Source organism: Caballeronia sp. INML2 (assembly GCF_023631365.1).
GTDB lineage: Bacteria > Pseudomonadota > Gammaproteobacteria > Burkholderiales > Burkholderiaceae > Caballeronia > Caballeronia turbans.
The window spans coordinates 15,606-31,020 of sequence record NZ_JALQDH010000047.1 but is presented as its reverse complement, the minus strand read 5'-3'; the positions used below and the strand labels follow the sequence as shown (position 1 = coordinate 31,020).

General features: G+C 65.1%; 17 protein-coding genes. 4 read left to right on the top strand and 13 right to left on the bottom strand.

The features are described 5' to 3' along the window. Positions 1–106 precede the first annotated feature (106 nt). Positions 107–4,972, bottom strand: coding sequence for an NAD-glutamate dehydrogenase (locus tag NCT32_RS16155; RefSeq protein WP_061116006.1), 4,866 nt, complete (start codon positions 4,970–4,972; stop codon positions 107–109). Between the two features lie 224 nt (positions 4,973–5,196). Here NCT32_RS16155 and NCT32_RS16150 point away from each other — a divergent pair, with 224 nt between their 5' ends. After that, entirely contained in the window at positions 5,197–5,622 is a 426-nt protein-coding gene (locus NCT32_RS16150; protein WP_061116007.1) for a cupin domain-containing protein, read from the top strand. On the opposite strand, the gene NCT32_RS16145 is transcribed toward NCT32_RS16150, so the two are convergent. Both NCT32_RS16145 and NCT32_RS16140 read right to left on the bottom strand, forming a co-directional pair. Beyond that, the gene (locus NCT32_RS16145) at positions 5,619–6,113 is read right to left on the bottom strand and encodes an LEA type 2 family protein (RefSeq protein ID WP_061116008.1); all 495 of its coding nucleotides are present in this window, start codon (positions 6,111–6,113) and stop codon (positions 5,619–5,621) included. The genes NCT32_RS16150 and NCT32_RS16145 overlap by 4 nt on opposite strands. 27 nt (positions 6,114–6,140) lie before the next feature. Next, entirely contained in the window at positions 6,141–6,680 is a 540-nt protein-coding gene (locus NCT32_RS16140) for a metal-dependent hydrolase (RefSeq protein WP_061116009.1), read from the bottom strand. A 260-nt stretch (positions 6,681–6,940) separates the two neighbouring features. Between NCT32_RS16140 and NCT32_RS16135 the strand changes: the two genes are divergently transcribed. Then, a complete protein-coding gene (locus NCT32_RS16135; protein ID WP_061116010.1) occupies positions 6,941–7,447 on the top strand; it encodes a M48 family metallopeptidase in 507 nt (168 codons plus the stop codon). A 16-nt stretch (positions 7,448–7,463) separates the two neighbouring features. Here the strand turns inward: NCT32_RS16135 and NCT32_RS16130 are convergent, their stop codons facing one another. Genes NCT32_RS16130 through nthA form a run of 5 tightly spaced genes read right to left on the bottom strand, consistent with a single transcriptional unit; the run spans position 7,464 to position 10,689 of the window. Next, entirely contained in the window at positions 7,464–8,165 is a 702-nt protein-coding gene (locus NCT32_RS16130) for a 4'-phosphopantetheinyl transferase superfamily protein (RefSeq protein ID WP_061116011.1), read from the bottom strand. Then, positions 8,162–8,548, bottom strand: a complete 387-nt coding sequence (locus NCT32_RS16125; RefSeq protein WP_061116012.1) for a tautomerase family protein — start codon at positions 8,546–8,548, stop codon at positions 8,162–8,164. The genes NCT32_RS16130 and NCT32_RS16125 overlap by 4 nt, the downstream gene beginning before the upstream one ends. A gap of 23 nt (positions 8,549–8,571) precedes the next feature. After that, positions 8,572–9,369: a nitrile hydratase accessory protein gene (locus NCT32_RS16120; protein WP_061116121.1), complete on the bottom strand. Its 798-nt coding sequence runs from the start codon at positions 9,367–9,369 to the stop codon at positions 8,572–8,574. A gap of 1 nt (position 9,370) precedes the next feature. Next, a complete protein-coding gene (gene nthB, locus NCT32_RS16115; RefSeq protein WP_061116013.1) occupies positions 9,371–10,045 on the bottom strand; it encodes a nitrile hydratase subunit beta in 675 nt (224 codons plus the stop codon). After that, complete coding sequence (gene nthA / locus NCT32_RS16110) at positions 10,042–10,689, bottom strand: nitrile hydratase subunit alpha (RefSeq protein ID WP_061116014.1); 648 nt, start codon at positions 10,687–10,689, stop codon at positions 10,042–10,044. Before nthA ends, nthB begins: the two co-directional genes overlap by 4 nt. A gap of 111 nt (positions 10,690–10,800) precedes the next feature. On the opposite strand from nthA, the gene NCT32_RS16105 reads away from it, so the two are divergent. After that, positions 10,801–10,995 carry a DUF1059 domain-containing protein gene (locus NCT32_RS16105; protein ID WP_061116015.1) on the top strand — a complete coding sequence of 65 codons (195 nt, stop codon included), beginning with the start codon at positions 10,801–10,803 and terminating at the stop codon, positions 10,993–10,995. A 17-nt stretch (positions 10,996–11,012) separates the two neighbouring features. On the opposite strand, the gene NCT32_RS16100 is transcribed toward NCT32_RS16105, so the two are convergent. The 5 genes from NCT32_RS16100 to NCT32_RS16080 form a co-directional block, all read right to left on the bottom strand. Beyond that, positions 11,013–11,843 (bottom strand): GNAT family N-acetyltransferase, encoded by an 831-nt coding sequence (locus tag NCT32_RS16100; RefSeq protein ID WP_250477342.1) that lies wholly within the window; start codon positions 11,841–11,843, stop codon positions 11,013–11,015. Positions 11,844–12,044: 201 nt separating this feature from the next. Then, the gene (locus NCT32_RS16095) at positions 12,045–12,284 is read right to left on the bottom strand and encodes a hypothetical protein (RefSeq protein ID WP_061116016.1); all 240 of its coding nucleotides are present in this window, start codon (positions 12,282–12,284) and stop codon (positions 12,045–12,047) included. Positions 12,285–12,564: 280 nt separating this feature from the next. Next, positions 12,565–13,071, bottom strand: a complete 507-nt coding sequence (locus tag NCT32_RS16090; protein ID WP_061116123.1) for a cupin domain-containing protein — start codon at positions 13,069–13,071, stop codon at positions 12,565–12,567. A gap of 19 nt (positions 13,072–13,090) precedes the next feature. Then, a complete protein-coding gene (locus NCT32_RS16085) occupies positions 13,091–13,885 on the bottom strand; it encodes an alpha/beta fold hydrolase (RefSeq protein ID WP_250490440.1) in 795 nt (264 codons plus the stop codon). Continuing rightward, positions 13,882–14,919: a M14 family zinc carboxypeptidase gene (locus NCT32_RS16080; protein ID WP_061116017.1), complete on the bottom strand. Its 1,038-nt coding sequence runs from the start codon at positions 14,917–14,919 to the stop codon at positions 13,882–13,884. Before NCT32_RS16080 ends, NCT32_RS16085 begins: the two co-directional genes overlap by 4 nt. A 237-nt stretch (positions 14,920–15,156) precedes the next feature. Between NCT32_RS16080 and NCT32_RS16075 the strand changes: the two genes are divergently transcribed. Next, positions 15,157–15,408, top strand: a complete 252-nt coding sequence (locus NCT32_RS16075; protein WP_061116018.1) for a DUF4148 domain-containing protein — start codon at positions 15,157–15,159, stop codon at positions 15,406–15,408. Positions 15,409–15,415 lie beyond the last annotated feature (7 nt).

Here is a 15,415-nt window from a genome sequence, read left to right as displayed (position 1 = left end):
ATTTGGCAATTCCGGACATTCGAAAAGAAAGAGAATTCCTAAAACTGAGCGGCGATGGCGGCGATGGCGGCGATTGCGCCGCCATCGCCGTCGTGCCTGCCATGGGTCAGGCCCGCTCCAGCACCGCCATCTCCCGCACCACCACCAGCAACATCGAAAGACTCGCCCCGCCGCTCGCGCGCAGTTCCGCCAGCAGCCGCGTATAGCGATCCAGCGCGTCCTGCCGCTTCGCACGCCAGCTCTCGACGATCACATCGGGCGCATCGATGCCGCGCGATTGTTCGAGCGCGCTCACGGTCAGCGCGCGCTTCAGGCGCGCGAGCTCTTCCAGCGCCGCCGCGCGCGCGAGCAGGTCCCAGTGCGTCGCGATCGGCAACGCCATCGCCCGTTCGGCGATGCCGCGATAGTCGAGCAGCGTGCCGATGCCGAAGTACACGCTCGCGACGAGTTCGAGACTGCGCTCCGAGCACGCCGCCACTTCGGCGCTGTCGAGCACCGCCGTCGCGATCTCGCCGCTCGCCACGCGCGCCGCGAGGCTGCTCTCGACGCCCGCATCTTCCAGTTCGCGCCGGCGCGCATACCACGCGTCGAGCTGCGGCGCGGGCAGGAGCGCGGGCAGTTGCGGCGCGAGCCGCTGCGCCGCCTCCCGGCAGCGCGCGAGCAGGCCTCGCGCTTCGTGGGCGCCCGACCCGTTGTGCTTCAGATGCCGCAGGAACCAGAGCGACGTATCGTCGAGCAGACGCACGACATCCACGAACATGCGTGCCTGCACTTCGTCCGCGACGATATTGTCGAGCCCGTCGATGCTGCGCCACAGATCGTCGAGATCGAATACGTCACGCACCATCAATGCCGCGCGCACGATATCGCTCGGGCACGCATCGGTCTCCTCCATCAGCCGATGCACGAACGTGCAGCCCACGCGATTGACGAGCGCATTGGTCAGATGCGTCGCGAGGATTTCGCGCTTCAACGGATGGCGCTGCATCGTCTCGCTATAGCGCTGCTGCAGGGGCTTCGGGAAATAATCGGGCAGCATGTCCGCGACGAGCGCGTCTTCCGGCACGCTCGATTCGAGCAGTTCGTCGTAGAGCCACATCTTTCCGTATGCGAGCAGCACCGCGCGCTCGGGCGATGTCAGTCCCGACTTCGCCGCAGCGCGCTCGGCGATTTCGTCATCCGAAGGCAGGAACTCGATCCTGCGCTTCAGGCGGCCCGCGCGTTCGAGGAAGCGCATCATGCGCGCCTCGGCATCGAGCGTCTCGGCTTCGTGACGCTTCGCGATCGAGAGCGCCTGCGTCTGCGCGTAGTTGTCCTTCAGCACGAGCAGGCCGACTTCATCGGTCATCTCGGCGAGCAGCGCGTTGCGTTGCTTCTCGGTCATCTCGCCATCCGCGACGACGAGGCCGAGCAGGATCTTGATGTTGACCTCGTGATCCGAGCAATCGACGCCGGCGGAATTGTCGATCGCATCCGTGTTGATGCGCCCGCCGCGCTGCGCGAATTCGATGCGCCCCAGTTGCGTGAGTCCGAGATTGCCGCCTTCCGCGACGACCTTCACGCGCAGCTCCGCGCCGTTCACGCGCACGGCGTCATTGGTGCGGTCGCCGACTTGCTGATGCGTCTCCGCGCTCGATTTCACATACGTGCCCACGCCGCCGTTGTAGAGCAGATCCGCTTCGGCAAGCAGGATCGCGCGGATGAGTTCGTTCGGCGCGAGCACCGATGCGCTGATGCCGAGCGCCGCCTGCACTTGCGGCGAGATCGGAATCGACTTCGCCGTGCGCGGATAGACGCCGCCGCCCGTCGAGATCAGCGCGGCATCGTAATCGGCCCAACTGGAACGCGGCAGCGCGAAAAGACGCGCGCGCTCCTCGAAGCTCGTCGCCGCATCGGGCGTCGGATCGAGAAACACATGCCGATGATCGAACGCCGCGATCAATCTGATATGACGCGACAGCAGCATGCCGTTGCCGAACACGTCGCCGGACATGTCGCCGACGCCGACCACGGTGAAATCCGTCGACTGGGTATCGAAGTTCATCTCGCGGAAATGGCGCTTCACCGATTCCCACGCGCCGCGCGCGGTGATGCCCATTTTCTTGTGGTCGTAACCGACCGAGCCGCCGGACGCGAACGCGTCGTCGAGCCAGAAGCCGTATTCTCGCGCGATCGCGTTCGCGTAGTCCGAGAACGTCGCCGTGCCCTTGTCCGCGGCGACGACGAGATACGGATCGTCGGGATCGTGGCGCACGACGTCCGGCGGCGGCACGACGCCATCGGGCGTGCGGTTGTCGGTCACATCGAGCAGGCCGCGCAGGAACATCTGATAGCACGCGACGCCCTCGTTCAGAAACGCTTCGCGGTCCGTCGCGGGCGGCGGATTCTTCACGACGAAGCCGCCTTTCGATCCGACCGGCACGATCACCGTGTTCTTCACCATCTGCGCTTTCATGAGGCCCAGCACTTCTGTGCGGAAGTCCTCACGCCTGTCCGACCAGCGCAGCCCGCCACGCGCGACGCGTCCGCCGCGCAGATGCACGCCCTCGACGCGCGGCGCATAGACCCAGATCTCGAACATCGGCTTGGGCTCGGGCAGGCCCGGCACCTTCGACGGATCGAGCTTGAACGACACATACGGACGCGGCTGGCCGTTCGAATCGCGATGGAAGTGGTTCGTGCGCACCGTCGCCGTGATGACGCCGAGGAACTGACGCAGGATGCGGTCTTCATCGAGGTTCGGCACCTGGTCGAGCGCCGCCTCGATATCGGCGAGCACGCGTTGCGCGGCCTTGTCGCGATCCTCGGCCGACCCGCCGCGCGCAGGATCGAAACGCACCATGAAAAGTTGCAGCAGCTTCTTCGCGATCAACGGATTGCCGATCAGCGCGCGCTCGATATACGCATCGCTGAAAGTCGAGCCGACTTGCCGCAGATACTTCGCATACGCCCGCATGATGGTCACGTCGCGCGCGCCGAACTGCGCGCGCAGCACGAGACGGTTGTAGTCGTCGTTCTCGATCTCGCCCGACCACACACTCGCGAACGCGTTTTCGAAGAGCGGCTTCACACGGTCGATATCGAACTCGACGTCGTCCTGCAATTCGAGCCCGAAATCGTGGACCCATGCGTGGGGCGCACCGGTCGGCTCGATCAGATACGGACGCTCTTCATCGACACGCACGCCGAGATGTTCGAGCATCGGCAGGCTGTGCGACAGCGCGATCGGGTCGCCTACGCGATAGACCTTGAAACGGAATGCGCGGCGCCCGGCTTCGATCGGCCGGTACAGACTCATCGACAAGCCGCCGGGCCGCGTGTGCGTCGCCTCGATCAGTTCGATGTCGCGCACCGCCGTGCGCGCCGGATAGTCCTCGCGATAACCGGCGGGAAACGAATCGGCATAGCGCTGCAACAGACGATTGCCCGCCTCCTCGCCGTGACTGTCGATGAGCGCATCGGCGAGATCGTCCTGCCAGCGGCGCGCGACCTGCACGATGCGTGCTTCGAGTTCGCGCGTATCGACTTCCGGCATCGCGCCCCGGTCGGCGCGCACGACGATATGAATCCGCGCGAGCGGCGATTCGGACAGAAGCGGCGTGAACTCGATGCTCTTGCCATTGAACGCCTCCAGCAGCACTTTGCTGATGCGGCGGCGCAAGTCGGTGTTGAACTTGTCGCGCGGCACGAAGACGAGGCACGACACGAAACGGTCGAAGCGGTCGCGCCGCACGAATAGGCGCGTGCGCTGATGTTCCTGCAAACGCAGCACGCCGATCGCGATATCGAAGAGCACGTCTTCATCGGCCTGGAAAAGCTCGTCGCGCGGATACTGCTCCAGCACGGAAATGAGCGACTTCGCCAGATGACCTTTCTCGAGGAAGCCCGCGCGCCGCACGATGTTCGCGCATTTGCGGCGCACGATCGGGATTTCGGACGTCGGCACGAGATACGCGGTCGACGTATACAAACCGAGAAACCGCCGCTCGCCGGTCACCTTGCCATCGGGCGACGTGCGCTTCACGCCGACATAGTCGAGATAGCCCGGGCGATGCACCGTCGCGCGCGAATTGGCCTTTGTCAGAAAGATCGGCGCCGCGCCTTCGATGATCGCGGCCGCGCCCGGCGGCAGCGGCGTCACGTCGCCCGCCGAAGGCTCGCGCAAGGTCTCGCGCAGTATGCCCAGGCCGGAGCCCGCCACGCCGCGCAACGCGGGACCGCCTTCGTGCTCGACAAGCTCGTAATCGCGGCAGCCGAGGAAGGTGAAATGATCCGCGACCATCCATTCGAGGAATGCGCGGGACTCGATGCCGTCCGGCGTCGTGTCGCGCATCTTCAGATCGCCGATCGCGACGCGCGCCGCATCGACCACCTTCGGCCAGTCCTCGACCGCCGCGCGCACATCGCCCAGCACGCGCGCGATGTTGTCGCGCACTTCCTCGAGACGCTCGCCGTCGCCGCAGCGGTCCACTTCGAAATGGATGAACGATTCGAGCTCGGAATTGCCATCGCCCGCTTCGGCGTGGCCCTGGCCGATGCGCTCGATATCGCCCGCATGCGCGCCCTTGCCGGAGCGCCAGACGCGAAACACCGGATGAATCGCCGAATGCAGCGCGAGACCGAGGCGGTTGAGCTCCATCGTCACCGAGTCGACGAGAAACGGCATGTCGTCGTTGACGATCTCGACGACCGTGTGGTCCGAGTGCCAGCCGTGCTGTTCCAGATTCGGGTTGTAGACGCGCAGCACCTCGCGCCCGGGCACGAACTTCTGCGCCGTCTGCCAGTGCGCCATCGCCGCGCCGTAGAGATCGGCGACGTCGCGGCTCGCGATATCCTCGACATCGACCTGCTCGTAGTAATAGCGAAGCAGCGGCTCGATGACCTTGAAGGACGACTCCGGCAATCGTCCTCGCGCGAAGTCCAGAAGATCGTTGATGAGCTGTTCGACCCGCGCTTCGTTCTTGACCAGCATGGTGTCCTCCCGAGGCTTTCGGTTGCGATGCGGTTGCGGCACGCTCTTCGAATCAATCAAGGAGATTATGCGCCGCCCGGCGCCTTTGGCCCCGGGTCGGGCATGTGCGGTTGCACAAAGACGGTGCGCGCATGGCCGTACCTTAGCCGCGCCGCATGATCTTTGCGCGACAGCGGCTTTCGGCTATCGTCGATAGCGGCGCATCAGCCGACGGAGGAATCGCCATGCAGGTCACGAGGCAAGAGACAGCACAGCAAACGGTCGTCACGGTGCGGCCGCAGGAAAAGCTCGCGACGGTTCAGCATCTGCCTTATTTCATCGGATTGTCGGCGGCGACGGCCGGCACGCGCGGCCTCGCGATGCATCTCGTCGTCGTACCGCCGGGCGGCCGTGGCGAGCCGCATGTCCACGTGGGCTACGAGACGGGCATCTACATACTGGAAGGACGCATCGAGACGCGCTATGGGCCGGGACTGGCGGAATCGGTCATCAACGAGCCGGGCGACTTCGTGTTCATTCCGCCGGGCGTGCCGCATCAGCCGGTCAATCTGAGTGCGACCGAGCCTGCTCGCGCCGTGATCGCCCGCAACGATGCCAGCGAGGCGGATCGCGTCGTGCCCTACGATCCGCGGGAAGCGCAGGCGTCCTAGTAGCCGGACGCGCCCAGTCCCGGAAGATCGACGTAGCCGCTGTCGGCGAAGCGCGCGCCGCCGAACGCGCCGCCCGCGAGCTTGCCGCGCACCGCATACGAAACCTTGCTGACCGTGTCGCCGTTCGCGAAGCCGAACGCCTGGCGCGCGACCGAAAACGCCGAAACGGTCACCGGCACAGACACGATCGTCTCGCCGAAACGCGGCACCGTTCCGCGCTGATCGCTCACGCCGCTCGCGAACGCGCGGCCGTTGAGGTCGAGATCGAGCGCGACGCCGTCGAAGTCGATCGGCGCATCGTTCGGGTTCTGCACGCGCAGCTTCACGGCGAAGCGCATTTCGAGTCCCTGGCCTTCGAGCGGCTCGATGCCCGCGACGGAGACGCGCATCGCGTCGCGGTTGAAAAAGCCCGCGCAGCCGTCGAGCGCGAGCATCGCGATCAACGCAACGAAGAAGAGAAAGAAGCGATTGCGCGTGTATTTCGATTGCATGGGAATGTGACTCCTCGCGATGTCGTGTCAGGTATGCAGCGCATTCAGCAGCATGCGGCCATAGTCCAACAGCATGCGCCCATAGACATGATCAAACCAGACATCGTCGACGACAAAAAGCGCCGCAGCCCACGCACCCGCCACGATGATCAGATCGCAATGCCCGCTCGTCCACAGATTGAGCGAATGGCGCGCGACGATCCACGGCACGCCGAGTGGATTCGGCCAGTCCGCGAAGAGGTGCATGAGGCCGCCGCACGCGAAGCCGAACGCGATGGGCGCGGCCGGATGCCGCCCGAGAAAGTGATAGGACAGCACGAGAAGCGCGGCCCAGCCGACGCCCCAGTGCGTGAGCGTGCGATGCGTGATCCAGAGTTTGCGCGCGCGCGTCCACCATGCGACTTCGAGCCAGTCGGGCGCAGTGGCGCCGACGACACCGGCCAGCAGCGCAAGCACGCCCGACACCATATGCGCGCCCGCTGCCGCTCTTGCCGGATGCAGCACGACCGCCGCCGCGATGATGCCCGCCGCCCATCCGGTCGCGTGATGCGCCTTGCTCGATGCCATGAAAAAAGCCTGCCTTTGTCGCCCGTACCGAAAGAGCGCGCATGTTCGCACGGCGGGCGCATCCGGAGCCGGGCTGAAACATAAACTTACGGAATTGCGCGCGTCGAAACACGGTTGTGATCACATCGGCGGCGAGGCGGCGCCGGGTTGACTAAAATGATTGCTAGATTGCTGCGCAATCACGCTGCGGACGGTGCCCCAGGCGTCCCACGCCCGCCTGCGCATCAGGCATTGAACGTATCTATTCCAATCCGGCCGTCATGCAACACCTGAAATACCTGAGCGCCTACCCGAACACGCTACAGGACAAGGTGCGCCGACTGATCGCCCAGCAACAACTGGGCGCTTATCTCGATGCGCGCTATCCGAACAAGCACGCGGTGCAGTCCGATCGCGCGCTGTATGAGTATTGCTCGGGCCTGAAGCAGGAATTTCTGCGCGTCGCGCCCGCGATCGACAAGGTCTTCTACGACAGCAAGCTCGACGTGCTCCGTCACGCGCTCGGCCTGCACACCGCGATCTCGCGTGTGCAGGGCACGAAGCTCAAGGCGAAAAAGGAAATCCGCATCGCATCGCTCTTCAGGGACACCGCGCCCGAGTTTCTTCGGATGATCGTCGTGCATGAACTCGCGCATCTGAAGGAAAGCGATCACAACAAGGCCTTCTACCGGCTGTGCGAGCTGATGCAGCCGGGCTACCATCAGATTGAATTCGACTTGCGGCTCTATCTCACCCATCGCGACCTCGCGCGCGCCAGAGTGGCGTGAGCATCGCTGCATCGCATCAATATGACCAGGCGAGCGCGGCGGCGTACCCGGCAGGCGCATGCAGCGCAACCGCTTCGAACACGCCCGCATCGCGCGTGAGCGCATAGCGAACGCCATCGCGCGGCAGCACCGGGAAACGGTCCATCGCGATCGCCCCGCCGCCGATGCCGTCGCCGTGCGCCTTCAGCACCGCCTCCTTGGCCGTCCAGCAGTCGAAGAAGGCAGCGCTTCGGGCGGACTCGTCGGGCAGTGCGTCGATTTCGCGGCGATCCGAATCCGCCAGCACGGCGGGCGCCAGCTCGCGCCATTGAAACGTCGCGCGGGCTTCTTCGATGTCGGTGCCCACCCGCCTTGCCCGCGATACCGCGATCAGGCCATACGCGCCCGAGTGCGACACGTTGAAATCCGGTGCGTCCGGTTGCGCGAGAAACGGGCGGCCCCGGTCGTCGGCGTCGAACACGAGGCCTGCGGCATCCCCGCCCGTTGCGGCGGCGAGTACATGCCGCAACGCGCAGCGCACCGCGCCGAAACGCGCGGCATCCGCATGACGCAAAAAGCGCGCGGCGCGAGCGCGCTCGCTCGCGTTCATCACGGCGTAGGGCGCGCCGTCGATCGGCACCGAGAAGTCGATCTGAACCCGCCACACGTGCACGTCCGCGGGCGTGTCGGCGGGAAGCGGCACCGGCGCAATGCCGAAGGGAATCGTCGCTTCGGTCATTTCGGTGCGTACTGCGCCTCGCCGTTGCCGAAGGACCAGTTCTCCTTCTTCACCTCGACGAGACTGATGAATACGTCCTCGCGCCGAAGTTTCAGGCGTTCGTGCAGGCCATCGGCGACGGCCTTGTAAAACGCGCTTTTCTTCACGACATCGCGCCCTTCGTTGAGCGTGACCTGAATCACGACGCAATCATCGGTGCGGCTGATGCCGAGATACGTGCGATCGACGATGAAATCCCCCGCACCATGCTCGGCGACGATCTGAAAGCGATCGTTCTCGGGCACGTCGAGCGTCGTGCGCATCGCGTCGTACACCACGTCGCCGATGGCGGTGCGATACGCGCTGTCCTTGCCTTTTTGCAGATCGATGCGAACGAGCGGCATGAGTTTCTCCTCGTGGATGGGTTTCAGCGAAAGTACGGATGCAGCAGCAATTGCGGCAGGCCCGCGCGATCGACGTACACGACGGCGTTTTGCGCGAACTCGGTCATCAGCGCATCGGCGGTCTCGTGCGTCGCGCCGAGCACGAAGAGGCTCGATTCGGCCACCCACTCGTTCGTCGGATCGATGCCTTCGCCCGGCAGCGCGCGCAACCTCGACTGCCCGACGCGCTCGATCAGCCTGCGCTGGCGCGCCGCGTTTTCTTCGGGCGCGAGCACCTGGCCGAACGGATTGGACGCCGTGACGAACACCGCGCTCGCGACATCATGTTTCGCCAGCAACGACGCCGCCCCTGCATTCGCGACACCGACTTTCATGTCGATGCCCGGCTGCACTGCGATGCGATAGATCGCCGCGCGATACGCGTCGAGCGTCGCGGGCGGCAGTCCCTGCGTGCGCTTCAGAACGATCGGCTGGCCGTGCGGCGTCGCGCGCGCGGCCTCGTCCCATTCGACACGCCGGCGTGCGAGCGTCTCCTCGCTCACGCAGCCCTTCTCGGCCGTGAGGCGTTCGAGCGCGCTCAGCCAGTGCGTGTAGTAGGTATCGCCGTGGTCGGGATCGCCCGCCGCCTGCGCGTCCCTGATCGCGACACTCAACGCGTGCGCCCACTCCTTCCACGTGAACACGCCGCGCTCGTACAGCGCGAGCGTCATCGCGAAGGCCTGCGCTTCCCACGGTGCGCGAAACACCGGGCCGTTGTCATCGAAAGGCAATTCGGGCAAAACGGCGCGCAACGCCTGCAGCTTGGGTTCGTTCGAGGTCATGTCACGCGCGCGCGGCATCGAGATAAGGTTCCCAGCAATCGACACACACCGAGGACGCAGTCGTGTCCGGTCCCCACAATGCTTTCGCATCGAAACGCACGGTATAGAGCCACTGCGGATGCTCGCCGTGGCCGAGCGCGTTTTCATCGGGAAAGACGTGCGTGCCGCGCACCGCGACGATGCGCCCGGGCTTGCCCCGGCAATAGCGCGGCAGACGCGTGTGCGTCGGCGGATTCATCAGCTTCGTGCGAACTTCATCGCCGACGGCAAAGCGCGCGGGCGATGTCGCCGGCCGCTCGACCGGCGCGCCGCGCAACAGCGCCGCGCTCACGTCCGCGGCCTTCAGCACGCGCACGTTCGGCTTCGCGGCACAGTGCGAACGGCCGCTCGCGATTTCGTCCGCGCTCGCGAGTCCTTTTGCCATCAGCAGCTTCTTCAAGCCCTCGAACCAGATTTCGTAATAGCTGCTGCCGAGATATTGCGCGGGCGGAAGGCTTTCGCGCGCGGCCCGCGACGTGTCGATGTTCCATTGGCCCGTTGCGCCCATCGCGAGCGTGACGGCCAGAACCCGCCGCTCCCACTCCGCATGAAAAGGCGATGCGCCCGGCGCGTCGCAGGCATCGATTTCAACAGGACCGAACGCCTGCATGCCGCCCATATCGTGCGCCGCGTTCATGCCGATGCTCCCGTTGCCCGCGATGGCGCAAGCGCGAGGCCCGTGCCGATCATCGAATCGCGCGTGACGAGATCGGCGAGCGCGTCTTCGTCGAGATCATCCGTGCCGGCGGGTTGCATCGGCACGACGAGATAGCGCACTTCGGCGGTCGAATCCCACACGCGCAACTCGACATGTTCAGGCAATTCGACGCCGAAATCCTTCAGCACGCCGCGCGGATCGATCACCGCGCGCGAGCGATATGGCGCCGACTTGTACCAGACAGGCGGCAGCCCGAGCACGGACCACGGATAGCACGAGCACAGCGTGCAAACCACCATGTTATGTACGTTCTCCGTGTTCTCGAGCGCGACCATGTGCTCGCCTTGCCGCCCGGTGTAGCCAAGCGACGCGATGGCGGCGGTGGCGTCGTCGAGCAGCCACGTGCGAAACGCCGGATCGCGCCACGCCTTCGCAACGACGCGCGCGCCGTTGCGCGGGCCGACCTTGTGCTCGTAAGTCTCGACGAAGACGTCGAGCGCCTGCGGATCGACATAGCCCTTCTCGACCAGCAGCGATTCGAGCGCGCGCACGCGCAAGTCCATCTCCGGCAACGCGCTGCCGTGGGGTTCGTGTTCGTGATGATGAGGATGATCGTGGCTCATGCGCGGTCTCGCGAGTGGCACAGACGTCACACGTTACCGGAGTGCGCGCGCGCGTGCAAACGCCGGCACGCCGCCTATACTTTGATCAGCGTCTCATGCGAGGAGGATGCCATGACACGCAAGTACATCGATTGCCGCGAATGCCCGAGCGATGTGAAGTGCAGCATCGCTCTTTCCGCCGACTCCGAGGAGGAACTGATGGAAGCGGCCGTGCAGCACGCGGTCGCCGTGCATCAGCACACCGACTCGCCCGAGCTGCGTTCGCAGTTGAAGACCTTCTTCCACGAGGGCACGCCGCCTGCCTGATCGCGGTCGTCGGGTTTTCAGCCGAGTTCGAAAGTCGTCACGCCGAAAACATTCGCAAGCGGCACGCTCGGGGCCGCGCGCGTGTACATGCGCGCCGTTTCGAAGACGCTCTTCATGTCGTGCTCGACGGCGAGCGCAACCGCCGCAGGATTGCTCTCGGGCACGTCGAGAAACACGGTTTCGCCCGGCAGCGCGGACACGAGTGCGCGATAGAGCGCGCGCGCAGTCGTGAGATCGTCGGCGAAGAGCGGACCGATCTTGTGCCCCGCGCCGCAACGCCGTATCACGGCGAGCCCGCATATCGCGTCGCCATCGAGCGCGACGAGAGCGCGTGCGTCTTTTTTCGGCTGGGACAGCCACGCGCGCAGGAACGCCGCACGCTCGCACGCAAACATGCGCGTGTCGTAGTCGAGCAGGCTATCGAAAGGCACGGCGGGCGCGTCGACGATCGTCACGCCATCGACCGGCTCTTCATGCGCCGGCGCGACGCCCTCGTAGCGCACGTTGCGATACGCGAGCACGAAGCCTGATTTGCGATAGTTCGGCTGCTGCGCGAGCACGCCATCGAGCCCGATGTTGCGCGCGCCGAGATAGCGCATGCCTTCGTTCCACAAGCGCATGCCGAAGCCCTTGCCGCGCCATTGCGGACACACGATATACAGGCCGATGAAACCGAAGGCATCGCCGTATGCGACCGCGGAGATGCAGCCGACCGGCACGCCGTCCCATGTGCCCACGAAGAAGCCCTGCGGGTCGGCGGCGAAGAAAGCGCGGGCGTCGTCGAGGCCCGGATTCCATCCTTCGGTCGCGGCCCAGTCGAGTGCGATGGCGGCATGGCGCGCTGTCATGCGGCGTATGGCGAAGCGAGGATCGTCAGGCGTGGCGTGAGACGGACAGGGAACGGACGACATATGGCACGTCTTCTCGAAATGCAGGTGCATTCAGTGTCGCGCGTTTCTGATGCAGGGGAAAGATGCAGCGAGGGATGGATACAACGTGGGATGGACAGAACGGCGGGGGAACATCGAGGCGAACGTGTTTCGCCCCGATCAGGTACACCCTTGACGCCGTTCGCTACGGCTGAAACTCTGGCGCGAACGCCAGTCTTCCGAGCGCAAGACGTGCTCGCCGTCCTCGCGCGCTGCTTCCTCGGAATCGAAGCCTTCGTCGCTATACGCAACGACCTTCATTCCGCCTCCCGCCGCCCGTTCGACGGTGATGCCCCAATGCCACCCGCCTTCCTGTTGGAAGATATGCAGAGTCGGTTTCGACGATGTGGTCAGTTCCATATGTGCGGCTCCTTCAGGCGGAGATCCGTAATGCTTACCGGTCCTGCCCGATGAACGCTCTGTGTTTTCCGGCGTTTGATTGTTCGTGTCGATGTCTCGATGAAAGCGGAGACTCATGCCCCCGCCAGGAACAGCATACGCAATGCGATGCTGCGTTGCAACACGAGCTTTCCCTAAGCGTGGCCGGAATCGCACATGCTTTAGAGGCAGTAACGGGATTTAGCGCGGAAGTGCCGATCGTTGCGTGCAGTACTCATCGAGGAGGCGGCGTATGCGGCATTCACTCGCCGTCCCAGTAACCGAGCGAATCGCTGGCGCGAAAAACCGCGCGCAGGCCTTTCACGCCGGGTTCATCCGCGACCAGCACGGCCTGGCGGCCCGTGTCCGGATATTCGACCACTTCAGGCGATTGCATCGTGCTGATCGCAAGGTAGCGCAACGCCTGCGCGCCCGTGTTGACGATCTGATGCGCCGTTTCGGAATCGCCCGGCGGACAGGCGATGACATCGCCCGCGCGAATCGCATGCGTCTCTTGGCCGACACGCACTTCGCCCTCGCCTTCGATGACGAAAAACATCTCCTCGTTCACGCGATGATGATGCAACGGAAACGCACGCTTGCCCGGTTCGAGCACGATGAGGCTATAGCCGAGCTTCCTCGCGCCGAGCATGCCGCCGATACGCGCGATGCGCGGCGCATAGCGTTCGGCGGCGGCGCCGGTCGGCGCGAACTCGGGCGGCAGCGGTTGAGGATCGAGCGTATCGAGATTGACGATGGGCGGTTTCATGGGGTCTTGATTGTCGAAATCATGCGCTTGCCGCGCGAATGTCACGCGTGCGTTCATGCTCGCCGAGCCATACGGCGATCGCGTTGCACGTCCAGTCGGCATCGTCGTGCGGCAGGTCGTGGCCGGCCCACGGATGCACCCGGTGCGGCGCGCGCCATTGTTTCGCGATGCGCGCAGAGCATACCGGATCGACGAGCCGGTCAGCCGCCGACGACAGCAGCAGCACCGGACATTGCGGCCGTTCGTCACCCGCGCGAAATCGCGCAGCCGCCGCAAGTTGACGCAGCGCGCCCGCCGCGCTCGCGCCATGCGTGCGCCGCAGCCATGCCCAGCGCGCGATATCCGCGTCGCGCATGTCGTTGCGATTGCATGTGAGCACGAGAATCATCGCCTCGCATCGTTCGGGCTGCGTCCATGTGATCGCGATGCGGGCGAGCATCGGCCATGCGGCGGGACGCAGGCGTTCGGGCAGGCGCGCGAACGGGCGCATGCTGGTGTTGATGAGCACGAGCCGCTCGATCTCGTCCGCATGTCGTTCGGCCCACGCGGTCGCGACCATCCCGCCGAGCGACATCGCGAGCACGCGGCACGGCAGGCGCACCTTCAGCGCCACGGCGCGCTCGCGCACGAAGTCCATCATCGCGACGACGGAAACCGGCGCCGTATGTGCATGTTCGGCGCCATTGCCCGGCAAATCGACACACACGACACGCTCGCCCGCGCCGACGACCCCATGTGCGACGAGCGCTTCATCGAACGCGCCCCAGTGACGCGCTTCGCGCGTGAGACCGCGCAGGAGCACCCAATCGCTCATGATGCGCCCGTGCGCTGCCAGTGCTCGCGCGCGCGCCGCAGCACGTCCTCGCGGCATTCGCCGCTCGGCAGCCACCGCCGCGACGAGAACGCGGCGCGCGTGAGGAAATCGAAGAAGTTCGGATGGCGCCGCAGCACGCGCCGCGTGCGATGCGCCTTGATCGGATTGAAGATGCCGAGGCGCGAGAACAGCTGCATCGGATTCTTGCGAATCCAGCGCCACGAGCCGAGTTCGAGCGTCATCGGCAGAAAAATGCTGGGCGCGCGGGAGCGGTCATACGCGAAATCCCACAGGTCGCCGTGCAACAGGTATTGATGGCTCTGCGGCTCGAATGCGTAGCCGTGATGCGGATACGACGCCTCGAACATCGTCTTCAGCAGGAACATTTCCGGCAGATGCGCCATCTGGCGCTCGGTGCGCGCGTAGGGAAACCAGATGCTGTCGTCCCAGCCGAAACCCGAATGACAATCGAGCGCGAAACTGAGCGGCCGCGACATCAGTTGCTCCTCGACGACGGAAAGCAGCGCCGCGCTCTCCACTTCCATGCGACCGTCGAGAGGCCCGCGATACCACGGCAGCCACGGCCCGATGCGCTGGCCGCCCGCGAGAAACGGCACGCGTCCCTCGGCGCTTTGCGGCGCGTTGCGCATCAGGTCGACGCCGTTCGGATTCGCGCGCGTGCGCGCGAACATGCCGCCGGGATTGACGATCGGCATGAAGACGAGACGGATCGCGCGCAACTGATGATGCAGCGTCTCATCCCATTCGAGGCGGCGCAAAAGCGCACGCATGTATTCGAGGACGAGCTGCGTGCCGATGCATTCCAGCCCGTGCACGCCGCCGAAAAAGCCGATCGCGGGCGCTTGCGGATCGTCCGAGCCGATCGACGCGGTCAAAATTGGAAACGATTGACGGCGCGCCTGCACTTCGCCGATCGTGCGCCACGCGAAGCGCGCGCCGCCCGCGATGCGAATCGCCTTCAGTTCATCCATCTCCGGAAAACTGCTGGTCACGGCGACGCTCGAAGTGCTCATGACTGCGGCCTTGTCGTCTTGTATTAATCGGCTCGGGCGGCGGCTCGGTTTTTGCGCCGGGAAGTCCGTGCCCGGAAAGATCGAGTATAGGGCGCATCGTCAATACACGACATATCGGATATCACGCAGCCGTACGCGAACCGTCATGTATGGGGCGTCACCAGAACGGTGCCCTGCACGTTAGCGTCGTGTCACCTAGAATGAAATCGCCGTGTCATGCGGTGTGAGGGTTCTGTCATGTCATCCATCCCCCGTTTCATCGTCGGCGCGCTAGCGTTGTGCTGCGCGGCCTCCGCGCTCGCGCAACCGCAGGCGCAAACCAGTGATCCGAACGCGCCGAAAACCCGCGCGCAGGTCCAGCAGGATTTCCTGCTCTGGCGCTCGGCCGGCTACGATCCGAATGACTGGCTGAATTATCCCGACAATGCGTTGCGCGCGAGCCGCATCATCGCGCAGCGCCAGGCTCGCGGCGAAAACACGGTGCAGTGAGCCGCAT